Source organism: Streptomyces stelliscabiei (assembly GCF_014873495.1).
Taxonomy (GTDB): Bacteria; Actinomycetota; Actinomycetes; order Streptomycetales; family Streptomycetaceae; genus Streptomyces; species Streptomyces bottropensis.
In genome coordinates, this window is record NZ_JADBGF010000001.1 from 1,998,117 (window position 1) to 2,021,875 (window position 23,759).

The 23,759-nt window shown below is 72.4% G+C and carries 22 protein-coding genes and 1 riboswitch; of the genes, 3 read left to right on the top strand and 19 right to left on the bottom strand.

Annotation, left to right across the window (positions count from 1 at the left end; all coding sequences use genetic code 11):
• Positions 1 to 54 precede the first annotated feature (54 nt).
• The 9 genes from H4687_RS08660 to H4687_RS08700 all read right to left on the bottom strand — a co-directional run bounded on the left by H4687_RS08660 (position 55) and on the right by H4687_RS08700 (position 7,539).
• A complete protein-coding gene (locus H4687_RS08660) occupies positions 55 to 1,143 on the bottom strand; it encodes a hemolysin family protein (RefSeq protein WP_046915180.1) in 1,089 nt (362 codons plus the stop codon).
• Complete coding sequence (locus H4687_RS08665; RefSeq protein WP_046915179.1) at positions 1,140 to 2,483, bottom strand: hemolysin family protein; 1,344 nt, start codon at positions 2,481 to 2,483, stop codon at positions 1,140 to 1,142. Before H4687_RS08665 ends, H4687_RS08660 begins: the two co-directional genes overlap by 4 nt.
• A 281-nt stretch (positions 2,484 to 2,764) precedes the next feature.
• Positions 2,765 to 3,229: a PH domain-containing protein gene (locus H4687_RS08670; RefSeq protein WP_046915178.1), complete on the bottom strand. Its 465-nt coding sequence runs from the start codon at positions 3,227 to 3,229 to the stop codon at positions 2,765 to 2,767.
• A gap of 19 nt (positions 3,230 to 3,248) precedes the next feature.
• Positions 3,249 to 4,112: an ATP phosphoribosyltransferase gene (gene hisG / locus H4687_RS08675; protein ID WP_005485552.1), complete on the bottom strand. Its 864-nt coding sequence runs from the start codon at positions 4,110 to 4,112 to the stop codon at positions 3,249 to 3,251.
• A gap of 48 nt (positions 4,113 to 4,160) precedes the next feature.
• A complete protein-coding gene (locus H4687_RS08680; protein ID WP_026249121.1) occupies positions 4,161 to 4,433 on the bottom strand; it encodes a phosphoribosyl-ATP diphosphatase in 273 nt (90 codons plus the stop codon).
• Positions 4,434 to 4,467: 34 nt separating this feature from the next.
• Positions 4,468 to 4,953 carry a 6,7-dimethyl-8-ribityllumazine synthase gene (gene ribH, locus H4687_RS08685; protein WP_046915177.1) on the bottom strand — a complete coding sequence of 162 codons (486 nt, stop codon included), beginning with the start codon at positions 4,951 to 4,953 and terminating at the stop codon, positions 4,468 to 4,470.
• A 50-nt stretch (positions 4,954 to 5,003) separates the two neighbouring features.
• Entirely contained in the window at positions 5,004 to 6,293 is a 1,290-nt protein-coding gene (locus H4687_RS08690) for a bifunctional 3,4-dihydroxy-2-butanone-4-phosphate synthase/GTP cyclohydrolase II (RefSeq protein ID WP_046915176.1), read from the bottom strand.
• Positions 6,290 to 6,922 (bottom strand): nicotinamide mononucleotide transporter family protein, encoded by a 633-nt coding sequence (locus H4687_RS08695; RefSeq protein WP_046915175.1) that lies wholly within the window; start codon positions 6,920 to 6,922, stop codon positions 6,290 to 6,292. The genes H4687_RS08690 and H4687_RS08695 overlap by 4 nt, the downstream gene beginning before the upstream one ends.
• Positions 6,919 to 7,539 carry a riboflavin synthase gene (locus H4687_RS08700; protein WP_046915174.1) on the bottom strand — a complete coding sequence of 207 codons (621 nt, stop codon included), beginning with the start codon at positions 7,537 to 7,539 and terminating at the stop codon, positions 6,919 to 6,921. The genes H4687_RS08695 and H4687_RS08700 overlap by 4 nt, the downstream gene beginning before the upstream one ends.
• 157 nt (positions 7,540 to 7,696) lie before the next feature.
• A riboswitch (FMN riboswitch) is annotated at positions 7,697 to 7,827 on the bottom strand.
• Between the two features lie 451 nt (positions 7,828 to 8,278).
• Between H4687_RS08700 and H4687_RS08705 the strand changes: the two genes are divergently transcribed.
• Entirely contained in the window at positions 8,279 to 9,037 is a 759-nt protein-coding gene (locus H4687_RS08705) for an SDR family oxidoreductase (RefSeq protein ID WP_046915182.1), read from the top strand.
• Positions 9,038 to 9,145: 108 nt separating this feature from the next.
• Here the strand turns inward: H4687_RS08705 and H4687_RS08710 are convergent, their stop codons facing one another.
• Positions 9,146 to 10,381, bottom strand: coding sequence for an ROK family transcriptional regulator (locus H4687_RS08710; RefSeq protein ID WP_046915181.1), 1,236 nt, complete (start codon positions 10,379 to 10,381; stop codon positions 9,146 to 9,148).
• Positions 10,382 to 10,657: 276 nt separating this feature from the next.
• Here H4687_RS08710 and H4687_RS08715 point away from each other — a divergent pair, with 276 nt between their 5' ends.
• Positions 10,658 to 11,869, top strand: a complete 1,212-nt coding sequence (locus H4687_RS08715; protein ID WP_046915173.1) for an MFS transporter — start codon at positions 10,658 to 10,660, stop codon at positions 11,867 to 11,869.
• A 41-nt stretch (positions 11,870 to 11,910) separates the two neighbouring features.
• Here the strand turns inward: H4687_RS08715 and H4687_RS08720 are convergent, their stop codons facing one another.
• A complete protein-coding gene (locus H4687_RS08720) occupies positions 11,911 to 13,071 on the bottom strand; it encodes a glycoside hydrolase family 6 protein (RefSeq protein WP_050398546.1) in 1,161 nt (386 codons plus the stop codon).
• A gap of 223 nt (positions 13,072 to 13,294) precedes the next feature.
• On the opposite strand from H4687_RS08720, the gene H4687_RS08725 reads away from it, so the two are divergent.
• Entirely contained in the window at positions 13,295 to 14,017 is a 723-nt protein-coding gene (locus H4687_RS08725; protein ID WP_046919979.1) for a DUF5995 family protein, read from the top strand.
• On the opposite strand, the gene H4687_RS08730 is transcribed toward H4687_RS08725, so the two are convergent.
• The 8 genes from H4687_RS08730 to H4687_RS08765 all read right to left on the bottom strand — a co-directional run bounded on the left by H4687_RS08730 (position 14,014) and on the right by H4687_RS08765 (position 23,661).
• Positions 14,014 to 15,711 carry a flavin monoamine oxidase family protein gene (locus H4687_RS08730; protein ID WP_046919978.1) on the bottom strand — a complete coding sequence of 566 codons (1,698 nt, stop codon included), beginning with the start codon at positions 15,709 to 15,711 and terminating at the stop codon, positions 14,014 to 14,016. The genes H4687_RS08725 and H4687_RS08730 overlap by 4 nt on opposite strands.
• Before the next feature lie 57 nt (positions 15,712 to 15,768).
• Positions 15,769 to 16,557 carry a carbon-nitrogen hydrolase family protein gene (locus H4687_RS08735; RefSeq protein ID WP_046919977.1) on the bottom strand — a complete coding sequence of 263 codons (789 nt, stop codon included), beginning with the start codon at positions 16,555 to 16,557 and terminating at the stop codon, positions 15,769 to 15,771.
• Between the two features lie 254 nt (positions 16,558 to 16,811).
• A complete protein-coding gene (locus H4687_RS08740; protein ID WP_046919896.1) occupies positions 16,812 to 18,014 on the bottom strand; it encodes an MFS transporter in 1,203 nt (400 codons plus the stop codon).
• 149 nt (positions 18,015 to 18,163) lie between these two features.
• Positions 18,164 to 19,633: an HAD-IA family hydrolase gene (locus tag H4687_RS08745; RefSeq protein WP_046919895.1), complete on the bottom strand. Its 1,470-nt coding sequence runs from the start codon at positions 19,631 to 19,633 to the stop codon at positions 18,164 to 18,166.
• A gap of 61 nt (positions 19,634 to 19,694) precedes the next feature.
• Positions 19,695 to 20,768, bottom strand: coding sequence for an ABC transporter ATP-binding protein (locus H4687_RS08750; protein ID WP_050398535.1), 1,074 nt, complete (start codon positions 20,766 to 20,768; stop codon positions 19,695 to 19,697).
• 3 nt (positions 20,769 to 20,771) lie between these two features.
• The gene (locus H4687_RS08755; protein ID WP_046915296.1) at positions 20,772 to 21,620 is read right to left on the bottom strand and encodes an ABC transporter permease; all 849 of its coding nucleotides are present in this window, start codon (positions 21,618 to 21,620) and stop codon (positions 20,772 to 20,774) included.
• On the bottom strand, positions 21,608 to 22,510 hold the full coding sequence (locus H4687_RS08760; protein ID WP_046915295.1) for an ABC transporter permease: 903 nt from the start codon (positions 22,508 to 22,510) through the stop codon (positions 21,608 to 21,610). Before H4687_RS08760 ends, H4687_RS08755 begins: the two co-directional genes overlap by 13 nt.
• A complete protein-coding gene (locus H4687_RS08765) occupies positions 22,507 to 23,661 on the bottom strand; it encodes an ABC transporter substrate-binding protein (RefSeq protein ID WP_046915294.1) in 1,155 nt (384 codons plus the stop codon). The genes H4687_RS08760 and H4687_RS08765 overlap by 4 nt, the downstream gene beginning before the upstream one ends.
• Positions 23,662 to 23,759: the final 98 nt, after the last annotated feature.

Sequence of the window (23,759 nt, forward strand, 5' to 3'; positions counted from 1 at the left end):
GTTCGCGCAGTTCCCCGCGCCCCTGAAAGGCGACAGGGGCGCGGGGCAGCGTGGTCAGCTCGCCAGGACCTCCTCCGGGGTCTCGCTGCCCCTTGGTTCGGCCAGGCGGACCGGGTGTACCTCGCGGTGGGCCGGGTCACGGACCTCGCCGACGATGAGTTCCAGGACATCCTCCAGGGCGACCAGGCCCAGCACCTTGCCGGAGGAGTCCGCCACCTGGGCGAGGTGGGTGGCGGCCCGGCGCATGACGGTCAGCGCGTCGTCCAGCGGGAGTTCCGCGCGGAGGGTGGTCATGGGGCGCCAGACCTGCTGGGGGACCGCGCGGTCGGAGTCCTCCAGGTCGAGGACGTCCTTGACGTGGAGGTAGCGGCCCATGAAGGCGCCGTTCTCGGCGACGACCGGGAAGCGTGAGTAGCCCGTGCGGGCGGTCAGGGCGACGACCTGGGCGGGGGTCACCGAGGGGACCACCGTCACCAGGGAGTCACGCCTCAGCAGGACGTCCGTCACCGGGCGGGAGCCCAGCTCCAGCGCGTCCTCCAGGCGTTCCTGCTCCTCGGGGTCGAGCAGCCCGGCCTGGCCGGAGTCCTCCACCAGCCGCACCAGCTGGACACTGGTGAAGACCGCCTCGACCTCGTCCTTGGGCTCGACGTGGAAGAGCTTCAGCACGAGGCGGGCACCGGCGCCGAGGCCGATCGTGACCGGCTTGCACAGCCTCGCGAAGGCCACCAGCGCCGGGCTCAGCCACAGCGCCGTCTTCTCCGGCGCCGCCATCGCCAGGTTCTTCGGCAGCATCTCGCCGATGACCAGGTGCAGGAAGACGACGGCGGCCAGGGCGATCACATAGCCCAGGGGATGGATCATGCCGTGCGGCAGTCGGATCGCCTCGAAGACGGGCTCCAGCAGCTGCGCCACCGTCGGCTCGGCCACCGCGCCCAGCGTCAGCGAGCAGACGGTGATGCCGAACTGGGCCGCCGCCATCATCTGGGGCAGGTTCTCCAGGCCGTAGAGGACCTGGCGGGCCCGTGTGGTCCCGAGCGGTTCGATCTGGCTGCGGCGGACCGAGACCAGGGCGAACTCGGCGCCGACGAAGAAGCCGTTGGCGAGCACGAGGAGCAGGGCGAACAGGAGTTGGAGCATGCTCATCGGGCTGCCTCCGCGAGTGGGGCGGAGTCCGTGGCGGGGGCGGTGCGCACCAGGCGTACGCGCTCCGCCCGGTAGTGCCCGACCTGCCGCACCGCGAGCCGCCAGCCGGGCAGCTCGGCCTTGTCACCCGGCGCGGGGATACGGCCGAGGAGGTCGGCGACGAGGCCGGCGACCGTCTCGTAGGGGCCCTCCGGGACGTCGAGGCCGATGCGCTGGAGCGCGTCGACCCGACAGCTGCCGTCGGCGTCCCAGGCGAGGCGGCCGTCCTCGGGCGGGGCGGCGGCGAGTTCGGGCCGCTCGTGCCCGTCGTGCTCGTCGCGGACCTCGCCGACCAGTTCCTCGACGATGTCCTCCAGGGTCACCACCCCGGCCGTGCCGCCGTACTCGTCGACGACGACGGCGATGGGCTGCTCGCTGCGCAGCCTGGCCAGGAGCGGCTGCACCGGAAGCGACTCCGGGACCAGCAGCGGGGCCTTCGCGATACGCCCGACCGGGGTGTGCAGCCGTTCATGGGCCGGGATCGCGAGGGCGTCCTTGAGGTGGGCCATGCCGACGATCTCGTCGATCCGCTCCCGGTAGACGGGGAAGCGGGAGAGGCCCGTGGCCCGGGTCAGGTTGACCACGTCCTCGGCGGTGGCCGACGACTGCAGGGCGCTGACCTTCACGCGCGGCGTCATCACGTTCTCCGCGGTCAGCTCGCCCAGGGAGAGGGTGCGGACGAAGAGGTCGGCCGTGTCCTGTTCCAGCGCGCCGGCCTGGGCCGAGTGCCGGGCGAGGGAGACCAGTTCGCCGGGGGTGCGGGCGGAGGCCAGCTCGTCGGTGGGTTCGACGCCGAAGGCGCGGACCAGACGGTTGGCGACCGCGTTGAGCGCGGCGATGACCGGGCGGAAGAGGCGGGAGAAGACGTACTGGGGGCCCGCGACGAAACGGGCGACCTGCATCGGCTTCGACACCGCCCAGTTCTTGGGCACCAGCTCGCCGATCACCATCTGCACGGCGGAGGCCAGCAGCATGCCGACGACCACGGCGATCCCGGAGACCGCGCCTTCGGGTATGCCGAGGGCGGTGAAGGGGCCGTGGAGTATCTCCGCGAGCGCCGGTTCGGCGAGCATGCCGACGACGAGGGAGGTGATGGTGATGCCGAGCTGGGTGCCGGAGAGCTGGAACGACAGCTCCTTGAGCGCGTCCACCACCTTGTGGGCCCGGCGGTCACCCTCGGCCGCGGCCTTCTCGGCCTCCGCCCGTTCGACCGTCACGAGGCCGAACTCGGCGGCCACGAAGAAGCCGTTGGCGAGGATCAGCAGGAACGCGGCTCCGAGGAGCAACAGGGAGATGATCATGCCGCCGCCTCGATGGGCCTGGAGGGGGCGGCGCAGGTACTACAGGACGATCCGTCCATCGCTGGAAGGAGTCACTCCTCGAACTAGCAGGGAGCCCCTGCCTTCCGGGGGCGGAACGGCAGAAGCGGAGGCGCGACGAAAACGTCTCCGCCAACAGATTAATCAAGACAGGGGCCACTGCGGCAGGGGCGGCGGCCCTGAGTCGGCCCTGATCTTGCTCCGGTCCCCCTCCGGGCCGTCCCCGATGTGCGCAAGCGTCGGGCCCCGATAGCTGAGCAGGGTCAGTCCTGACACTGCTCCGGCTCGGTGACCGACCGGGCCTCGACCAGCGCCCGGAGCGTCCGGGCGTCCTCGATGGCGCGCTTCTTGGCGATGCCCGGCTGGATGCCGAGCGCGGGCAGGCTGGTGCCGTCGGTCAGGTCGAGGAAGACCCAGGGGTCGCCGACCCGCAGGTTCACCTGCACGATCTCCGCCCAGCCCAGGTGCCGCCGCCCGGCGATGTTGACGACGGTCACACCGGATTCGTCGGCGACCACCCGGGGCCGGGAGAGCACACCCAGCACCCCGGCGAGCATGGCCGCCGTGAAGACGAAGCTGAGCCGCTCCCCGGGACCGAGCGTCGGCAGCAGCAGCGCGACCACCGTGATGACCACGAAGATCGCGCCCGCGGCCGACAGCAGCACGGCGCGGGTGCGGCCCGGCCGAAAAGTGACCGGCAGGGCGGGGAGGGCGGACTGGTCCGGCATGGCGTGCGGCTCCCGGCCGTCAGAGGCGGCAGGCGTGGATGGCGGTGGTCAGGATGGCCCGCGCGCCGATGTCGTACAGATCGTCCATGATCCGCTGGGCCTCCTTGGCCGGGACCATGGCGCGGACGGCGACCCAGCCCTCGTTGTGCAGCGGCGAGACGGTCGGGGATTCCAGGCCCGGTGTGAGGGCGACGGCCTTCTCCAGCTGCTCGACGCGGCAGTCGTAGTCCATCATCACGTACGTCCGGGCGACGAGGACGCCCTGGAGGCGGCGCAGGAACTGCTGCACCTTGGGCTCGTTCTCCGACTCCGCGGACGTGTCGGCGCCGACACGGCGGATGACGACGGCCTCGGACTTCATGATCGGCTCGCCGAACACCTCGAGGCCCGCGTTGCGCAGGGAGGTGCCGGTCTCGACGACGTCGGCGATGACCTCGGCGACCCCCAGTTCGATGGCAGTCTCGACGGCTCCGTCGAGGTGGACCACGGAGGCGTCGATGCCGTTGTCCGCGAGGTGCCCGGCGACGATGCCCTCGTAGGAGGTGGCGACCGTCTTGCCCTTGAGGTCCTCGACGCCGTTCGCCGTCCCCGGCTTGGAGGCGAAGCGGAAGGTGGAGCGGGCGAAGCCGAGCGGGAGGATCTCCTCGGCGTTGGCGCCGGAGTCGATGAGCAGGTCCCGGCCGGTGATGCCGATGTCGAGGCGGCCGGAGGAGACGTAGATCGCGATGTCGCGGGGGCGGAGGTAGAAGAACTCCACCTCGTTGACCGGGTCGACGATCCGCAGCTCCTTGGACTCCCGGCGCTGCTGGTAGCCGGCCTCATGCAGCATCTCCCCCGCAGGTCCGGACAGGGAACCCTTGTTGGGGACGGCGATGCGCAGCATGAGGCGAGCTTCCTTCGTTCGTTCGGGAGGGGATGCGTGCGGTGCGGTTCAGAGGTGGGCGTACACGTCGTCCAGGGAGATGCCGCGGGCGACCATCATCACCTGGACGTGGTACAGCAGCTGCGAGATCTCCTCGGCGGCCGCTTCCTTGCCCTCGTACTCGGCGGCCATCCAGACCTCGGCGGCCTCTTCGACGACCTTCTTGCCGATGGCATGGACGCCCTTGCCGACCAGCTCTGCGGTGCGGGAAGTGGCGGGGTCGCCGGTGGCGGCCTTGTGCTGGAGCTCGGTGAACAGCTCCTCGAACGTCTTCTTGGACATGGTGAGGCTCACCCTACGCGCAACCGGCCCCGCCTCAGCGCCAGGGTTCAGATACTGAGCGGAGGGTGGCCGCGGTCGCCACCGCCGCCGTCACCGCCTCGTGGCCCTTGTCCTCGTTCGAGCCCTCGATGCCGGCGCGGTCCAGGGCCTGCTCCTCGGTGTCGCAGGTCAGTACCCCCATGCCGACGGGGACGCCGGTGTCGACGGAGACCTGGGTGAGGCCCTGGGTGACGCCCTGGCACACGTACTCGAAGTGGGGGGTGCCGCCGCGGATGACGACGCCGAGGGCCACGATGGCGTCGTAGCCGCGGCCCGCGAGGACCTTGGCGACGACCGGGAGTTCCCAGCTGCCGGGGACCCGCAGGAGGGTCGGCTCGTCGATGCCCAGGTCGTGCAGGGCGCGCAGGGCGCCTTCGACGAGGCCGTCCATCACCTTCTCGTGCCACTGGGCCGCGATGACCGCGACGCGCAGGTCGCCGCAGTTGCTTACGGACAGTTCGGGTGCGCCCTTGCCGCTCACGTTGCTCCTTGGTTCCTGGGACTGCTGTTCGTGGATCTTGCCGCTGGTTGTTACTGGTTGCCGCAGGTGGACGCCGTGGTGGTGTCCAGCCAGGGCAGGTCGTGGCCCATCCGGTCGCGCTTGGTGCGCAGGTAGCGGAGGTTGTGCTCGCCCGCGCGGACCGGCATCGGTTCACGGTCGGTGACGCGCAGGCCGTGCCGGACGAGGGCGTCGGTCTTCTCGGGGTTGTTGGTCATCAGGCGCAGGCTGCGTACGCCCAGGTCCACGAGGATCTGCGCGCCGGCGCCGTAGTCGCGGGCGTCGGCGGGCAGGCCCAGCTCCAGGTTGGCGTCGAGGGTGTCGCGGCCGCGCTCCTGGAGTTCGTAGGCGCGCAGCTTGGACAGCAGTCCGATGCCCCGGCCCTCGTGGCCGCGCAGATAGACGACGACGCCACGGCCCTCGGCGGCGACGCGTTCGAGGGAGGTCCCCAGCTGGGGGCCGCAGTCGCAGCGCAGCGAGTGGAAGATGTCACCGGTGAGGCATTCGGAGTGGACGCGCACGAGGACGTCCTCGCCGTCGCCGATCTCACCGTGGACGAGGGCGACGTGCTCCACGCCGTCGACGGTGGAGCGGTAGCCGTATGCCGTGAAGTCGCCGAACTCGGTGGGCAGTTGGGTCTTCGCCTCGCGCCTGACGGTGGGCTCGGCGGAGCGGCGGTAGGTGATGAGGTCCTCGATGGAGATGATCGTCAGACCGTGCTTGCGGGCGAAGGGGATCAGCTCGGGCAGGCGCAGCATCCGGCCGTCCTCGCCGGCGATCTCGACGATCGCCCCGGCCGGGCGCAGACCCGCGAGCCGGGCGAGGTCGACGGCGGCCTCGGTGTGGCCGTTCCGCACGAGCACCCCGCCGGTGCGGGCGCGCAGCGGGAAGATGTGGCCGGGGCGGACGAAGTCGCCCGGCTCGGCGGTACCGGAGGCCAGGAGCTGCAGGGTGGTGGCGCGGTCGGCGGCGGAGATGCCGGTGGTGACGCCGTGCCGCGGGGCCGCGTCGACCGTGACGGTGAAGGCCGTACGCATGGACTCGGTGTTCTGCTGCACCATCTGCGGCAGTTCGAGCCGGTCCAGCTCGTCGCCCTCCATGGGGGCGCAGATCATGCCCCGGCACTCGCTCATCATGAAGGCGATGATCTCGGGGGTGGCCTTCTCGGCGGCGACGACGAGGTCGCCCTCGTTCTCGCGGTCCTCGTCGTCGACGACGACGACCGGGCGGCCGGCCGCGATGTCGGCGATGGCCTGCTCGACGGGGTCGAGCGCGAAGCTCTCGATGTCGCTGGTGCTGTACAGGATCGGCGCCGTGGTCATGCCGGGGCTCCTTCCAGAGCGGGCTTGCGCGAGCGCAGCCACCAGTCGCGCATGCCCCACAGGACGAGCGCGCCGTAGATGATGTAGACGAAACCGGAGAAGGCGTAGCCGTTGGCGAAGTTGAGCGGGACGCCCACGAGGTCGACCAGCAGCCAGGCGAACCAGAACTCGACCATGCCGCGTGCCTGGGCGTACATGGCGACGATGGTGCCGGTGAAGATGTACGCGTCCGGCCAGGGGTCCCAGGACAGGGTCGGGTACGCGGTGAAGAGCGCGCCGACGGCGAGGGTGCCGAGCACGGCGCCGGCGATCAGGTAGCCGCGCTCGCGCCAGGTGGCGAAGCGCGGGGTGATGGCGCCGTCCGCGGACCGCCCCTTCGTACGGCTCCACTGCCACCAGCCGTACGCGGCGACGGCCATGACGATGACCTGCTTGCCGGCGCTGCCGGTCAGATGGCCGACGAAGGCGCCGAAGAGGACGAGGCCGGAGAGGAACTGCACGGGCCAGTTCCACAGGGAGCGGACCGCGCCGAGGGCGAGGGCGATCAGGCCGAGGATGTTGCCGATCATGTCCGACCAGAGGATCTGCTGGCCGAAGGCGGTGAAGGCGACGGTGTTCAGGGAGTTCACTGTCCCGCTCCCCGGGCTCCCGCCGCCCCCTGGTCGCCCAGCAGACGCTCGACGTACTTGGCGATGACGTCGACCTCGAGGTTGACCGGGTCGCCGGGCTGCTTGCGGCCGAGCGTGGTCAGGTCGAGCGTGGTCGGGATGAGGCTGACGGTGAAGTGGTCCGGACCGGCGTCGACGACGGTGAGGCTGATGCCGTCGACGGTGATGGAGCCCTTCTCGACGACGTACCGGGTGAGGTCCGCGGGGAGCGAGATCTTGACGATCTCCCAGTTCTCGGACGGCTTGCGCTCGATGACCTCGCCCGTGCCGTCGACGTGCCCCTGCACGATGTGCCCGCCGAGGCGGTCGCCGACGGCCATGGGGCGTTCGAGGTTGACGCGGGATCCGACGGTGAGGGCGCCGAGGCTGGAGCGTTGCAGGCTCTCCGCCATGACGTCGGCGGTGAACCAGTCGTCCTCGTGCTCCACGACCGTGAGACAGACACCGTTGACGGCGATGGAGTCGCCGTGGCGCGCGCCCTCGGTGACGACGGGGCCGCGCAGACGGAAGCGGGAGGAGTCGCCGAGCTTCTCGACGGCGGTGACCTCACCCAGCTCTTCGACGATTCCGGTGAACACTTCCCGGGTCCTCCTGCCTCATAGGGCACGGACTCCGGGGCTGTCGAAGACGACAGACATGAGCGGACAGCGGCACACAGGGAGCGACGCCGCGTGAAGACCCACCCCTGGTGGGGTAGGCCAAAAACAGACGGCGACGCGCACGAATGCCCGCCCGCCGCGCACTGCCTCCCATCCGGACTTTAACCGTCGGTCCAGGAATTTCACCTGGTCAACCGGCCGCTGGAAGCGACCGGGTCGCGGACTGTAACCGCCGGTTCGGACTTTCACCGACCCCGGAGTGCGCTGCTTCTGGTACAGAGCCAGTGTGCCACGCCCGATCGGCGCCCATGCGGGTGAGAACTGTGGGGTGGCTCACAGGGCGTGTCGCTGGACTTCTCCGACGGAAGCTGACCGGCTTCGGCTATCACTGACCAAGGGTCAACTTTCGCACCACCGTCCCCACTCGGAGATGGTTCGACCCCCGCCCGGAGGGGACTCGACCCATTGACCTGCTTGGTCTAGTCCTTTTAAAGTCTGCGGTCGCGGTACCCGCCCAGAACGGCCCGGCGACGGTGACGACGGCCCTTGCCCCGTCGCCGGGTCCCACCCGGCGGGCTGCGCCTGTCCCCCGTTCGTGGCAGCGGTGTCGTCACGGACGTGCGGGTCGCGCCGAACCCGGACAAGCTGGAGTTCGCGGGCGCGTGCAGCCGACCGCCGCGCGTCGACCCGGTCGCCACCTGTAAAGGGGATGGACGGCATGACCACGATCCTGGTGACCGGCGGCACCGGTGTCCTCGGCAGGCCCGTGACCGAGCGGCTGCGGGCGGACGGGCACGAGGTGCGGGTGCTCAGCCGGCACACGCGGCCGTACGCCGTCGATCTCGTCGTGGGCGGGAGCGGGCTGGACACGGCCGTGGCGGGGGTCGACACGATCGTGCACTGTGCGACATCGCCGCGCGGGGGTGACGAGAAGGCGGCGGAGAACCTGATCGCGGCGGCGCGGCGGGCCGGGGTGCGGCATCTGGTCTACATCTCGATCGTCGGCGTGGACCGGGTGCCGTTCGGCTACTACCGGTCCAAGCTGGCCGTGGAGCGGCAGGTCGAGGAGTCGGGGCCGGACTGGACGATCCTGCGGGCGACCCAGTTCCACGACCTGCTGGTGATGCTGTTCGCGGGGTTGTCCAAGCCTCCGGTCATGCTGCTCCCCGCCGGGGTGAGCGACCAGCCCGTCGCCGTCGCCGAGGTCGCCGAGCGCCTCGCGGAGCTGGCCGTGGGCGCCCCCGCCGGCCGCGTCGACGACCTGGGCGGCCCCGAGGTCCTGACCTTCCCCCAGCTGGCCCGCGCCTACCTGGCCGCCACCGGGCGCCGCCGTCCTCTGCTGAACGTCCCGCTGTTCGGCAAGGCGTACCGGGCCTTCCGCGCCGGTGGCCACCTCGCGCCGGGGCGGGCCGTGGGGAAGGGGACGTTCGGGGAGCACCTGACGGCCCGGTTCGGGGAGGGGCGCAGGAAAGGCTGAGGTGACGGAAGGGGTGAAGCGGGGAGAGGGGGCCGGGGCTGCCCCTGCGGCCGAGAGCCTCGGGAGCTTCGGGACCGCCGGGACTCAGGGCACCGGTCCGCCCCCGCGTCACCGGGTGGGCGGTGCGAACAGTTCGTCCTGTGCGGCCTCACGGGCCATGAGCAGCGCGCCGCGCAGGACCGCCGCCCCGCCGAGGCCCCCGGCCCGCACCTCGGTCGGCAACGGCGACATCGCCGCCAGCCGCTGTCCCACTCTGCCGGCCAGTTCCACCCCACCGGCCTGCCCCACCTCACCACCGAGCACCACGCACCCGGGGTCGAGCACGGCGACGACGGAGGCCGCGCCGATGGCCACCCGGTCGGCCAGGGCGTCGAGGAAACGGGCACGGTCGGGTTCGCCCGGCGGCAGGCCGGGTCCGGGCTGCCGGGTGGCGGTGTCGCTCGGCGGGGGGCCGGCCGTCGCCGCCCGTACCAGCGTCGCCGCGTACGGCTCGCTCGGCACGGCCTCGGCGGTGACGCCGTGGGCCGTGGCCAGGGCCGCCACCGCCGTCGCGCCGGCCAGGGAGTGGAAGCCGCCCTCGCAGTCGGTGGCCGAGGGGACCGTGGTCGTACCGGGGACCGGGAGGAAACCGATCTCGCCCGTGCCGCCGGAGGCGCCCCGGCGGAGGTGGCCGTCGAGGACGACGGCGGCGCCGGTGCCGAGGCCGAGCCAGAGCAGGACGAAGGTGTCACGGTCGCGGGCGGCGCCGTCCCGCTGCTCGGCGAGGGCCGCGAGGTTGGTCTCGTTCTCGACGAGGACGCGGGCCGGGAGCCGTTCACCGAGCGCGGCGACCAGCCGGCGGTGCCACGCGGGAAGGCCGCTGGAGTCGCGGAGTTCGCCCGTGGCCGGGTCGATCAGGCCGGGGGCACCGATCGCCACCGTGTGCAGCCGGTCGGCGCCCGCCTCCTTCGCGGCACGCTCCACCAGGGCGACCGCCTGCTCCACGGCAGGTCCCGTGCCGGCGTCGCCCGCGATCGGTACCGACGCCCGCGCCAGCTCCGTACCGAGCAGGTCGGCGACGACGACGGTGACGCTCTCGGTGCGCACGTCGAGCGCGGCGAGATGCGCGCGGTCGGCGACGATGCCGTAGAGGCGGGCGTTGGGGCCGCGTCGCTGCTCCCCCGACTCCCCCACGACGCCGATCAGTCCGGCGGCCGTGAGGCGCTCCACGAGGTCGGCGACCGTGGGCCGGGACAGGCCGGTGAGCTGCTTCAACTGCCCGGCCGTCAGCGGACCTTCCTGCTGCAGCAGCCGCAGGGCGAGCCGGTCGTTGATGGCTCGGGCGGTACTGGGTGATGCGGGCATGCCGGGATCCTCCCAGATCTGCGGCGCCGCACGGCCGGTGGCCCTCACAGGGCGCTCCCTATCTATCAGGCAGGGTTCCTGATAGTTTACGCCACGCGACGACGCCGGGTGGGCGCAGGACATCGGGGGAACCGGAAGTCCGCGGTCCTGAGCCGCTCCATCGACGGCGTCCGCACGGGAGATCGGCGGCCGGTACGGGTGCGAGGGCCATGACGGCCTCGGCGCTCGTCATGCGTGCCGACGACTCGGCGCATCGAGACACAGGGAGGCGGGAGAATGAGTGTGGTGGTCCACGAGCAGCGCGAGGTGAGGCGGGCGCGGTACGCCGTGGCGGCCGTGTTCGCGGTGCACGGCGCCGTCACCGGCTCGTTCGCGACCCGCGTGCCGTGGATCCAGGACCACGCGGGGGTCGGCGCGGGCCAACTGGGCCTCGCTCTCGCCTTCCCGGCGATCGGCGCGTCCCTGGCGATGCCGCTCGCGGGCCGGATCAGCCACCGCTTCGGCGCCCGCACGGCGCTGCGCGGACTGCTCGCCCTGTGGACGCTCGCACTGATCCTGCCGTCCCTGTCACCGAACCTCTGGACGCTCTGCCTCGCGCTGTTCGTGTACGGGGCGTCGGCGGGCATGGCGGACGTCGCGATGAACGCGCTCGGAGTCGAGGTGGAGAGCCGCCTCGGCAAGTCGATCATGTCGGGCCTGCACGGTATGTGGAGCGCGGGCGCCCTCGTCGGCTCGGCGGCCGGCACCCTCGCCGCCCACCTGGGCTCGGACGCCCGGCTGCACCACGCGCTCGCGGCGGCCACGCTCACCGTCCTCGGTCTGGTCGCCTGCCGATGGGTCCTGGATCTCAGGCCCACCGAGGACGAGGAGCCGCCGCCCCGGTTCGCGCTGCCGCCGAAGTCGGCGCTGCTGATCGGCGCGGTCGGGTTCTGCGCGGTGTTCGCGGAAGGGGCGGCGCTGGACTGGTCGGCGGTCTATCTGCGGGACCAGCTGGAGACCTCGGCCGGGCTCGCGGCGGCGTGCACCACCGGTTTCATGCTGACCATGGCGGTGGCCCGGCTCGCGGGCGACGCGGTGGTCGACCGCTTCGGTACCGTCCGTACCGTACGGGCGAGCGGTGCCCTGGCCGTGCTCGGCGGGATCCTGATCGTCGTCGCGAACCAGCCGGCGGTCGCGATGGGCGGCTTCGCGCTGATGGGCCTCGGCATCGCGGTCGTCGTCCCGCTCTGCTTCGCCGCCGCGGGCCGCAGCGGGCCGAACCCCAGCCTGGCCATCGCGGGCGTGGCGACCATCACGTACACCTCCGGGCTGGTCGCGCCGAGCGCGATCGGCGGTCTGGCCGAACTGACCAGTCTGGTCGTGTCGTTCGGCCTGGTCACCGTGCTGGCGTGCGGTCTGGTCGTCTTCGCGGGGGTGCTGCGCACCAGTGATCGGGACCGTCCCCGGGTCGCCCGGACGGGCTCTGCGGTCCCCGACCCGAAGCACTGACGCGCACGTCCGTCCCCGTGGGATCTGCCGGCCCCGTGCCCCTACCCCCGTGCCAGCTCGTACGCGTACCCCGGTGAGAACGCCCCCGCCCTCCCCCGGCAGCCGTCGGACTCGCCCGGCAGTTTCACCCACAGGTAGGCGTCGACGCGGGACTCTCCGGTGGTGAGGGTCGGTGGCCGGCCGAGGCCGCGGTCGGCGGGGTCGCACCACTGGCCGTCGGCCGGGGGGCCGTTGCCGTTGCGGCTGGTGTCGATGACGGCGCCGAGGCCCGACGGGCCGCCGAGGGCGTCGAGGACCCGGCGGTCGTAGGCGATCTCGGCCTCCGTGCGGTTGAAGTTGGACACGTTGCTGAAGATGCCGTCGGAGCCGTCGGGCGAGGCGGCGCCCGCCCGGCGCAGGAGCGCGGCCTGTTCGGCCGGGGCGTTCCACCGCGAGTGCCCGGCGTCGTGGTAGACGCGGGCTCGGGGGTCGGCCGCCTTCAGGACGCGTCCGGCACGGGCCAGCGAGGCGAAGCGGTCGGCACGCGCGCCCGTGGACAGACAGTCGGACTGTGCGATCGCGTCCGGCTCCAGGAGCACGATGACGTCGCCCGAACCGAGCCCGGCGGCGAACGCGTCGATCCACGCGTCGTACGCGTCCAGGCTCGACGCCCCGCCCTGCGAGGCCCCTCCGCAGTCCCGGCCCGGGATCGCGTACGCCACGAGCACCGGGATCTGTCCCCGCGCGGCACCCGCGGAGGCGACCGCCGCGACCCGCGAGGTGGTGGTGGCCGGCGTGGGATCGGTGAACCAGACGGCGGCCGGGCGTGCGGCGATGTCGTTCTCGATGGCGCTGCCGCGCGGATCGTCCGGGTGGGCCCGAACCCAGTCGAGGACCTGGGAGTCGGGGTGACGGTAGAGCGTCCCGGGGCCGGAGACGGGCGGCGATCCGGTCCGGTCCGCCGACGGCCGCACAGCGGTCTTCCCGGACGGGGCGGGCGACTTCCTGGGGGACGGCGAGGCCGAGACCCGCGAGGGGGACGGCGGGCGGGGGGTCCGCCCGGCCGACGCGGTGGGCCCGGTCGTCCCCGCCGCCTCGAAGGGGAGTCCGGTCGCGCGGCTCGCCCGCGGCCGGGCCTCGTCGGCGCCCGGCTCACCGCCGAGCGCGGCCACCATCCCGGTCACGGTTGCCACGACGGCCATGGCCGCCGCCGCTGCCACCACGGCGCCGCGCCGCGCCGCCCGCCTGCGCTCGGCCCGGCGTGCGGCCAGACGCTGGGCGCGTGAGCCTGACACGTGATGCTCCCCCTGCTCCCCGGACCGCGCGCGCTGCGTCGGCTTCCCGGCACCTCCGGCACATCGCCGGCCGCGCCCGCGTTACCCCGTTTCGGGGACGCGGCGGGCACGGCGGCGCCGGTGGCAGCCTAGGCCTGGGACCCTGCCCCCTATGGCGCAGTCGGAACAATTCACCTATTCCGTGGACCCGGTGGACTCGGTGGACTCGGTCGTCTCCCGTATGCGCGCCCTGGACGCGGTCCTCCCCGCGCAGGACGGGATCGCCGTCTTCAACCGCGTCTACCTCACCGTCACGGAGGCCATCGACCGGCGGCTGGACTCCGGTCACTTCCCGGACACCGAGGCCGCGATCACCTTGGACGTGCTCTTCGCCGAGCGGTATCTGCGGGTCGCCGAGGGCGAACGCGCGCCCGCGTGCTGGCGGCCGTTGCTGCAGTTCCGACGTCATCCCGGCGTACGGCCGCTGCAGTTCGCCCTCTGCGGCATCAACGCGCACATCGGCCACGATCTCGCGCTGGCCGTCGTGGACACCTGTCGTACGCTCGGCTGCGAACCCGCCGATCTGGAGGACGAGTTCGAGCATGTGGGCGATGTCCTCGTGTCGCTGGAGGAGCGCGTCCGCGAGGAGCTGATGCCGGGCCCCGATCTCCTGCAGATCGCCGATCCGCTCACCCATCTGCTCGGCGCGTGGAGCCTGGAACGCGCCCGAGAGGCCACCTGGTCGGCCGCCCGCGCGCTGTGGGCACTGCGCGGACTCCCCGATCTCGCCGAGGAGTCCGCCCTGCGCCTGGACGCCGCGGTGGGCCTGACGGGCCGCATGCTGCTGACCCCCCTGCCGGACTGCCCCCACCCAGGGGCCCTCGACAGGCCCTAGTCCTCCGGCAGTTCGACGGGCGCGATCTCGTCGTAGACGTCCCCGGGCCCGGGGTTGGTCGCGTCGGTGGCGCCGCCGAAGTGGTTCATGACGCCCCAGACCGCGTTGAGCGCGGTCTGGATCGCGCCCTCGGCCCAGCCGGCCGTCCAGGAGATGTCGTCGCCGGCGAGGAAGATGCCCCGCTTGTCCTCGGGCAGCCGGTCCTGCATGAAGTGCGTGAACAGGCGCCGCTGGTAGCGGTAGTGGCCGGGCAGGTTCGCCTTGAACGCGCCCATGAAGTAGGGCTCGTTCTCCCAGGAGACCGTCACCGGGCTGCCGATGACGTGGCTGCGGATGTCGACGTTCGGGTAGATCTCGCCGAGCGACTTCAGCATGACCTCCATCCGCTCGTTCGCGGACAGCGGCAGCCACTTGAGGCTGTCGTCGCACCAGGTGTAGGAGAGGCAGATGACGGCCGGCTTGTCGGGACCGTCGTCGAGGAGATAGGTCCCGCGCGTCATACGGTCGGTGAGGGTCATCGACATGACGTCCCGGCCGGTGCGCTCGTCCTTGTCCAGCCAGAACGGACGGTCCACGGGGACGAACAGCTTCGAGGACTCCATGTAGTGGGTCCGCTCGATCGCCGTCCAGTGGTCGATCGGGAAGAGCGAGTCGTCGCAGGCGATCTTCGACAGCAGCATCCAGGACTGGGCGGTGAAGATCGCCGCCTGGTAGGTGCGGATGTCGCCGTCGGCGTCCGTGACGGTGATCCGGTTGCCTGCGGTCCGGTGCAGCCGGGTCACGGCGGGCCGCGGCTCGCCGTCGACGTGCAGGGACTTCAGGGACGTCCCGTACGGCCAGTGCACGATCTTCTCGGGCTCGCGCTCCCAGAGCCGCAGCGGGAGCTGCTGGCTGCCGCCGACGATGCCGCGGTGGTGGTCGTCGGCCTCGGTGTAGACGACCCGCAGGATCTCCAGGATCGAGTTCGGGAAGTCGGTGTCCCAGCCGCCCGTGCCGAAGCCGACCTGGCCGAAGATCTCGCGGTGCCGGAAGGACTTGAAGGCCTCGGAGTCGCAGAGGAAACCGTAGAAGGTCTGGTTGTCGAGCCGCTCGACGAGTTCGGCCCAGATCTCCCGGATGCGCGGTACGTCGCGCTCGCGCAGCGCCCGGTTCATGTCGGAGAAGTCGGCGCCCTCTTCGAGGCAGGCGTTCCAGGCGGCCGCGACGTCCCGGTAGACCTGCGGCAGGTCGTCGATCGTCTCGGCGTAGTGGGACTCGCCCTTGAGGTCGACCACGGTCGAGGGCGTGGCCTCGGCGAGGGGGTTGGGGAAGGGGCGGGTCTCCAGACCGGCGAGATCGATGTAGTGCTGGAGCGCGGTGGACGAGGGCGGGAAGCGCATCGCCCCCATCTCGGCGGTGAGCGAGGGGTCGCACCCGTCGAAGCCGACCGTCCGCAGGCGCCCGCCGATCCGGTCGGCCTCGTACACGACCGGCTTGAGCCCCATCTTCATCAGCTCGTACGCCGCCACGATGCCGGACAGACCGCCGCCGATCACCGCGACCTCGGTGCCGTGCTCGGTGGCCGGGATCTGCCCCAGGCCGGCCGGGTGGGCCAGGAAATCGTCGTACGCGTACGGGAAGTCCGGGCCGAACATGGTGATCGGCGGCTGGTGCTCGTCTGCGTGCTCGATGGCGTTGGGCACGGTGGACGTCATGGGGTACGGACTCCTAGCGGAAAAGGGGGTACGGGGGTCACCGGGGTGGGGCGGGTCTCAGACGAGGGAGCCGTAGAGGCCGGGGCGCCGGTCCTGGAGGTAGGGGTTCGCCGTGCGCGAGGCCGCGAGGAAGGCGGGGTCGGCGTCGGCGAGGACGAGGTCCTCCTCGCGGCCGGCGCGGGTGCGCGCGACCCCGTCGGGCCCGGCGAGCGTGGACAGCCCGACGAACTCGAACTCCCCTTCCCGGCCGACCCGGTTGACGTAGGCGACGTACATCTGGTTCTCGAAGGCACGCACCGGGATCATCGACTCGGCGACGAACTGGAACGGATGCATCTGGGCCGTCGGCACCACCAACAGATCGGTGCCGGCGAGGGCGTGGGCGCGGACGTTCTCGGGGAACTCCACGTCGTAGCAGATCAGGAGCCCGACGCGGAGTCCGTTCAGCTCGGCCTGGACGACGGACCGCTCGCCCGGCGTGAAGTGGTCGCGCTCGAAGCAGCCGAAGAGATGGGTCTTGCGGTAGTTGGCGAGCCGGACACCGTCGGCACGCACGAGCTGCGCCGAGTTGAAGACCGCGTCCCCGGCCCGCTCCGGATACCCGTACGTGATCGCGACCCCGTGCCGCCCCGCGATCTGGGCGACCGCGTCGGCCGACTCCCCGTCGGCCGGCTCGGCGAGCCGCGCGATGTCGTCGCCGATCGCGTACCCGGTGAGGAACATCTCCGGCGCCACCACCAGCCCCGCCCCGGCGGCCGCCGCCCGCCCCGCGGCCTCGTCGAGCACCTTCAGGTTCCCGACGACCGAGCCGGGCCGACCGGAGCTCTGGAGCAGGGCGGTACGCATGCGTGTTCCTCACCGGGACAAGGGGGATCGGGGGTCACCTAGACGGTACGGTCGGCGCGCCGAACCGGACAAGCGGCGGCCATTGCGCACCGGCGGGGCATTCGTTGCGTGTGACGCGGCGGGGACGGCGATTCGTTGCGTCGCAGGGAGGGGCCGCCCCCGTGCCTGCACGCACCCGGGGCCGCGCCCACACCCCGCCCCTGCACCCGCCTCGGGCTGTCGCACCCGCCGCGCCTCGGGCTGTCGGCCCCGCTCTACGCCCCCCTCCGCACCACCAGCACGGCCGCCGTCACCAGATACGGCACCGCGAACACGGCGAACGCGACCCCGTGCGCGGCGGACGCCCCGATCACGGCGTACGCGGCGAACACGGCCACCGTCGCCGCCTCCGTCCCCATGCTCGCCACGGACGTCAGCGTGGCCCGCCGAGCCCCCTCGATCCGGTCCTGCAGGCGCGCGTCGGCGAGCACGTCGGCCAGCTGGAAGCCACCGAAGGCGACGGCCACCAGCCCGATACCGACCGGCGTCCCCATCAGCGCCCCCACGGCCAGCGCGGTCGCCGAGCCCGCCAGCACCACCCCGAGCCCGGCCCTGCCCAAGCGCTCAGCCGCCCCGGTCAGCAGGCTGCCGATCGCCGGCCCCACCCAGACCACCAGCAGCAGATAGGGCACCGTCCCCTCGGCCACGCCCGTGTCCCGGACCAGCAACGGCGTGTACTCGTCGAGGGCGCCCCAGACCGCGCCGACGGCCGGGACGAGCAGCATCGCTCCCCGTACCGAACGGTCCCGGCGCACCTCGGCCAGCCCGGACCGCAGGGTGGTGAGGGTGGAGGCCGCCGTGTCCGTGCCCGGTGCCGCGGCCTTCCGGTGCTCGGGGAGCCGGACGGCCACCAGCGAGGTCAGCACACAGGCCAGGACGCTCGCCGCGCCCACGGCCGGATAGCCGCCCAGGTCGAGGACCGGTCCCGCCAGCCCCATCGCCGCCATCACGCCGACCATGCCCACCGCCCGGGCCCGGCCGATGACGCGTGCGTACCGGTCGGCCGCGCCGAGCCGGTCCAGTTCGTCGTAGACCAGCGCCTCCAGCGCGCCGGAGCCGAGGGCGCCGCGCACGCCCCACAGGACGAAGCCCGCGGCGAAGGCCCCGTACGACGGGACGGCCACCCACAGGGCGAAGCCGGCCGCGGTGAGCAGCGGGCCCAGCCAGAGCAGCAGCCGCCGGGAGACGGTGTCGGCCCAGGCGCCGGAGGGGACCTCCAGCAGGATCCCGGTGAGCGACCACAGGGCGAACAGGGAGGAGATCTGCCAGATCGACAGTCCGGCGTCGCTGAACAGCAGCGCGTACACCGGGTAGAGCAGCACGAAGTCGTCGAGGAACGCGTAGCCGTACAGCGTGGCCGTCAGCCGCCGGACACCGCTGGTCCGGGCATCGGGCGCACGCGTGGGTGAGAGAGTCATGAGGCCTTCCCGAGGGGGCGAATCGGACGTCGTCGCTGCGGCGTCCGGGGCGGCCCTCGGGAGGAGGCACGGCTGGTGGATCAATGTCGCCAGGTCATGGCACCGATGCTAGTCCGGCGGGCCCGTCCGGCCCACCGGATATCAGGAGGTCACGTCCTAGGGGGCGCGACCGGCGCGAAGGTGGTGATCACCGCCGCGTGGTCCGACGGCCAGTCGTTGTCCTCGACGTCCGGCCAGTGGCGGGGCGTGCCGCAGACGTGGGTCCGGGAGTCGAGGACCGCGAGGCCCCGGTGCAGGACGAAGTCGATGCGGTCCTGGGGCTCCGGCCGGCCGCTGCCGTCCTCGTGTACGAGGTGGATCGGCGACCAGGTGTGGCCCGGCTCCCGTACGGGGTCGGGGTGGGCCTCCCGGTAGGAGTCGCGCAGACCGGCCGTCTCGGCGGCGAGGGTGACCGGCCAGTCGACGTCCGGCCGGTCGAGGTGGGACGGGCTGTTGAAGTCGCCCACGAGGACGACCGGCACACTGCCGTCGATCCGGCGCAGGCAGTCCCGCAGCTGGGCGAGCCGCACCTCCTCGTGCGCGATCAGCTCGGCGGCCTCCAGCCCGTCGAAGGCGGCCTCGTAGGGCCCGTAGGGCGTGTAGTCCAGGTGGACCGTCCAGATGTCCACCTCGGAGCCGGAGTCGGTTCTGATACGGACGCCCGCCGCCCCGTAGAAGCCGACGTCGGGGTCGCCGAAGCGGGCCGTGATCGGGTGGCGGCTGATGATGCCGAGGTTGTCGCCGGCCCGGTGGTGGTGCCAGCCGAGGGCCTCGGCGAGTTCCTGGGCGGCGGTGCCGCGGGTCTCCTGGAGGCCGACCACGTCGGCGCCGGTCTCGGTGATGACCTTGAGCTGTTTGGCGCGGTGGTCGCGGACCCTGGTGCCGCCGTGCCAGAGGTTCCAGGTCATCACCCGCAGGGTCGGTCCGTCGGGGGCGACCAGCCGGCGCAGGCTCGCCGGGGTCTCGGACTCCAGGGACTCCCGTACGGTCCGCCCCGGGGCCTCGTCGATCGGGGCGAGCGAGGGCACGGCGAGGACCACGCAGCCCGCCGCCTCGGCCGAGGTGACTCCGGTGCCGGTGTCCTCGACGGCCACGCACGCGGCGGGCTCGACGCCGAGGGCCTGGCAGGCGGCGAGATAGGGGTCGGGGGCCGGCTTGGTGTGCTCGGTGTCGTCGGCGGTGACCGAGACGGCGAACAGGTCGCGGCCGAGGGCGTCGAGGACGGTGTCGGCGACCGCGCGCGACGAGGCCGTGACCAGGGCGGTGGGGACGCCCTCGCGGGCCAGGGCCCGCAGCAGTTCCAGCGCGCCCGGGCGGGGCACGATGCCGGTGCGGACCCGGGCGGCGAACTCCCGGTGCAGGTCGGCGGCGAGTCCGTCCGACGGTGCGCCGGTGATGCCCGCGAGCCAGGCGGCGGTGTGCTCGACCGGGCGGCCGAGGACGTCCGGCTGGTCGGCCTCGGTCAGCGCGCGACCGAGGCCGGCGGCCACCACCTCCACCGCGTCCCACCAGAGCCGCTCGGTGTCGACGAGCGTGCCGTCCATGTCGAACAGGGCGGCCTGGAGCGGCAGTCGGGACAAGGGTTTCTCTTTCCGTGGGGATGGCGGACGGTGCCCGGCCGTGGGGGCCGGGCGGGGGTGGTCAGCGGGGGGCACGGGCGGCGACCAGCACCGGCCGTTCGGGGAGGCTCACGGTGACGGCCGCGCCGGCGCCGAGGGTGGCCGCCTCGTGCGTGGGCAGGTCGGCCCTGACCTCGGTGCCGTCGGCGAGCTTCACGGTCAGGCGGGTGGCGGCGCCGAGGAACGCGGTGGCGACCACCCGGGCGTCACCGGTGTCGTCCGCACGCACCCCGACCGCCTCCGGCCGCAGGAGCACGTCCACCTCCGTGGCGGCCGGCGCCGCCCCGTCCACGGGCAGCCGCCGGCCCAGCACCTCGACCGTGGTACCGGCCAGCCGCCCCGGGATGCGGCTCATCGTGCCGACGAACTCGGCGACGAAGGCGGTGGCGGGGCGGCCGTACAACTCGACGGGAGCGGCGCACTGTTCGAGGCGTCCGGCGTGCATCACGGCGACCCGGTCGGCCATGGACAGCGCCTCCTCCTGGTCGTGCGTCACGAACAGGGTGGTGATGCCCAGCTCCTGCTGGAGCCGGCGGATCTCCTCCCGGAGCGTGAGCCGCACCTTGGCGTCGAGGGCGGAGAGCGGCTCGTCGAGCAGCAGCACCCGGGGCCGCAGGGCGAGCGCGCGGGCGAGGGCGACGCGCTGCTGCTGGCCGCCGGAGAGCTGGTGGGGGTACTGGGCGCCCTTGTCGGCGAGGCCCACGAGGTCGAGCAACTCGGCGGCCCGGGAGCGCCGTTCGGCCGTGCGCACCTTGCGCATGCGCAGTCCGAAGGCCACGTTGTCGAGGGCGCTGAGGTGCGGGAAGAGGCTGTACGACTGGAAGACCATGCCGGCGTCGCGCCGGTGGGCCGGGACGCGGGTGACGTCCTCGCCGTCGACCAGTACCTCGCCGGAGTCGGGGTGCTCGAAGCCGGCGAGCATCCGCAGTGCGGTGGTCTTGCCGCAGCCGGACGGGCCGAGCAGCGCGAGCAGTTCACCGGGCCGGACGGCCAGGTCGAGTCCGTCGAGGGCGACGGTGGCACCGAACTCCCGGCGCAGGCCCCGGAATTCGACGGTGGCGGCGGTGTCGGTCGCTGTTGTCTCAAGCACGGTCATCGTTCATCCCCGGGAGGCGGAAGCGGTTGGGGTGCGTCCGCCGAAGGAGGCGAGCGCGAGGAGCATGGCCCAGGTGACGAGCAGGCTGAGCACCGAGACGGCGACCGAGAGCTGGGCCTGCGAGCCGCTGACGTTGACGATCCACACGGCGAACGGCCTGAAGCCCAGCAGCTGGGCGACGGTGAACTCGCCGAGCACGAGCGCCAGGGTGAGGAACGCGGAGTTGAGCAGGGCCCCGCGCAGATTGGGCAGCACGGCCCGCACCAGTGCCTGCGGCCAGCTCGCCCCGCAGCTGCGCGCGGCCTCGACGAGGGTGGGGACGTCCATGGCGCGCAGGCCCGCGTCCAGCGCCCGGTACACGAAGGGCAGCGCCATCACGACGTAGGCGAGGACCAGCACCACGGGGAAGTCGGGGTTCTGGACCGCCACGAAGGTCTGGAACAGCGGGGTCCTGGAGAGGTGTTCGGGTCCCCACTTGAGCACGGTGCCGAGCCCGGCGACGAACGCGATCGGCGGCACCACCAGCGGCAGGGAGCACACGACCTCCACCACGGGCCGCAGCCTCGGCGCGCCGAGCCGCAGCGCGACCATGGCGGGCACCATCAGCAGCAGGACGACGGCGATGGTCGCGGCGGCCAGCTCCAGCGAGAGCAGCAGGCTGGACATGAAGCCGTCGGTGCCGAGGATCTGGCCGTAGGCGTCGAAGGTGATCCCCTCGCCCGGCACGTCGACCGTGAAGACCACGGACGCGGCGAGCGGGACGAGGAAGTACAGCCCGGCGAGGGCGAGGACGAGCGGACGCCACAGGGCGGCGCGCCGCGCGGCCGGGCGCCCGGGGTTCAGGCCAGCCATCGCGCACTCCGTCGTTGCAGGGGCAGGTAGACGGCCATGACCAGCCCGGCGATCAGGACCATGTCGAGGCTGAGGGCGAGTGCCACGTTCTCCTGGCCGACCAGGACGTTGCCGGAGATGGCGTCGGCGATCTGCAGGGTGACCAGCGGGATGGAGCTGCCCACCATGGCCGCGGCGGTGGCGTACGCGGCGAAGGCGCTGCCGAACAGCAGCACGAGTCCGCCGAGCAGCGAGGGCGCGAGCACGGGCAGGGCGACGTGGATCCAGTACTGCGGGCCGGTGGCGCCGTTGTTCTGCGCGGCCTCCCGCCACTGGACGCGCAGTCCGTCGAGGGCGGGGGTGATGGTGAGGACCATGAGGGGGATGAGGAAGTACAGGTAGACGATGACCAGGCCCCAGAAGCTGTAGAGGTCCCAGCCCTTGTCGGTCAGACCCAGCCGCCTGGTCAGGACACCGGCGTTGCCGAGGGTGGCGACGAAGGCGAAGGCGAGCGGGACACCGCCGAAGTTGGCGAGCACCCCGGAGGCGGTGAGGACCGCCTCGCGCAGTGCCGGGAAGCGGGAGGTCACCACGGCCTGGGCGAGCGGCAGCCCGAGGAGGGCCGCGAGGCCTGCCGAGACGGCGGACAGCTTCACGCTGCCGAGCATGGCCGTGAGGTAGGCCCCCTGCACGGAGGCCGTCATGTTCGCCGTGGTGTACGAGGTGGCGCCGGTCGCCTGGTCCTTGACGGTGAACGCGCCGTTCAGCATGGCGACCGCGGGCAGCCCGAAGGCGACCGCGACGAAGACCAGCAGCGGCAGCACGGCGAGCCAGCCGCCGGGGCGGGGCCGCCGCTTCACGGAAGCGGCGGCCACCAGTGCCGTGTCGGCCTCGGTGACGACGGCGGTCACCCGGAGACCGCCTTGGCCCAGCCCTGTCCGAGCGCGTCCTTGGCCTTGGTCTGCTGGTCCTCGGTCGGGAACTCGGGCGTGCCGGACACCTTCGGCAGCTTGGCCGCGGCCGCCGCGTCCAGCGTGCCGGCCTTCTCCATGGCCGGCATCAGGGCCGGGCGGGCGTATCCGGCGAGCCACAGGTTCTGGCCCTCGGCGCTGTAGAGGTACTCCTGCCAGAGGCGGGCGGCGGCCGGGTGGGGCGCGTCCTTGTTGATGGCCTGGGAGTAGTACTGGGAGAACTTGCCGTCCTCGGGAACGACCACCTTCCAGTCGACGCCCTTGGACTTGAACTCGTCGGCGTACCCGGCGTTCAGGTAGTCCCAGTCGATGCTGATGGGCGTCTCGCCCTTCTCGACGGTGGCCGGCGTCGACTCGACGGGCGTGTAGTTGCCGTTCTTCTTCAGCTTGGCGAAGAAGTCGAGGCCGGGCTGGATGTCGTCGAACGATCCGCCGCTCGCCAGCGAGGCCGCCCAGACGCCGCCGAAGGCGGAACCGGACTTGGTGGGGTTGCCGTTGAGGGCGACCTGTCCCTTGTACTGCGGCTTCAGCAGGTCGGCGAAGGTCTGCGGGCACGCCTTCACGCGCTTGGCGTCGCAGCCGATGGAGATGTAGCCGCCGTAGTCGTTGTACCACTGGGCCTTCGGGTCCTTCTGGCCCTCGGGGATGTCGGCGAAGGAGGCCACCTCGTACGGCGCGAGCAGCCCCTGCTGGGCGGCGCTCAGCGCGAAGGAGCTGCCCAGGTCGAGCACGTCGGGCGCCCGGTCCTGGCCCTTGCGCGAGGTGACGGCGTTGATCTCGTCCTGGCTGGCCCCGTCCGGGTTCTCGACCTCGATCTTGATCCCGTACTTCTTCTGGAACCCGTCGATCAGGGCGCCGTAGTTGGCCCAGTCGCGGGGCAGGGCGATCGCGTTGAGCTTGCCCTCCTTCTTGGCCGCCGCGACCAGCGCGTCCAGGCCGCCGAAGTCCTTGGCCGAGGTCGCGGTGGCCGCGTTGACGCCGTCGCCGGTGGTCTCGGCCTCGGGGGCCGCGCCGCAGGCGCTGAGGGTGAGTGCGGCGGCGACGGCGAGGCCGCCGCCGATCACGGCGGATCTTGTCAGGAAGAGGGTCACGAGCTCTCCAGGGGTACGCGCAGCGGGACGATCTGGGTGGAGCACTTGTCTGAACAAGTTGGCCTCATTACGTCCGCGCTTCATATCACGCAGGTAAA

Bases quoted from the DNA above. Each gene is read 5' to 3' on its own strand.
- H4687_RS08660 (WP_046915180.1), bottom strand. From the start codon at position 1,143: ATGAGCATGCTCCAACTCCTGTTCGCCCTGCTCCTCGTGCTCGCCAAC.
- H4687_RS08665 (WP_046915179.1), bottom strand. From the start codon at position 2,483: ATGATCATCTCCCTGTTGCTCCTCGGAGCCGCGTTCCTGCTGATCCTC.
- H4687_RS08670 (WP_046915178.1), bottom strand. From the start codon at position 3,229: ATGCCGGACCAGTCCGCCCTCCCCGCCCTGCCGGTCACTTTTCGGCCG.
- hisG (WP_005485552.1), bottom strand. From the start codon at position 4,112: ATGCTGCGCATCGCCGTCCCCAACAAGGGTTCCCTGTCCGGACCTGCG.
- H4687_RS08680 (WP_026249121.1), bottom strand. From the start codon at position 4,433: ATGTCCAAGAAGACGTTCGAGGAGCTGTTCACCGAGCTCCAGCACAAG.
- H4687_RS08690 (WP_046915176.1), bottom strand. From the start codon at position 6,293: ATGACCACGGCGCCGATCCTGTACAGCACCAGCGACATCGAGAGCTTC.
- H4687_RS08705 (WP_046915182.1), top strand. From the start codon at position 8,279: ATGACCACGATCCTGGTGACCGGCGGCACCGGTGTCCTCGGCAGGCCC.
- H4687_RS08710 (WP_046915181.1), bottom strand. From the start codon at position 10,381: ATGCCCGCATCACCCAGTACCGCCCGAGCCATCAACGACCGGCTCGCC.
- H4687_RS08715 (WP_046915173.1), top strand. From the start codon at position 10,658: ATGAGTGTGGTGGTCCACGAGCAGCGCGAGGTGAGGCGGGCGCGGTAC.
- H4687_RS08725 (WP_046919979.1), top strand. From the start codon at position 13,295: ATGGCGCAGTCGGAACAATTCACCTATTCCGTGGACCCGGTGGACTCG.
- H4687_RS08730 (WP_046919978.1), bottom strand. From the start codon at position 15,711: ATGACGTCCACCGTGCCCAACGCCATCGAGCACGCAGACGAGCACCAG.
- H4687_RS08735 (WP_046919977.1), bottom strand. From the start codon at position 16,557: ATGCGTACCGCCCTGCTCCAGAGCTCCGGTCGGCCCGGCTCGGTCGTC.
- H4687_RS08740 (WP_046919896.1), bottom strand. From the start codon at position 18,014: ATGACTCTCTCACCCACGCGTGCGCCCGATGCCCGGACCAGCGGTGTC.
- H4687_RS08750 (WP_050398535.1), bottom strand. From the start codon at position 20,768: ATGACCGTGCTTGAGACAACAGCGACCGACACCGCCGCCACCGTCGAA.
- H4687_RS08755 (WP_046915296.1), bottom strand. From the start codon at position 21,620: ATGGCTGGCCTGAACCCCGGGCGCCCGGCCGCGCGGCGCGCCGCCCTG.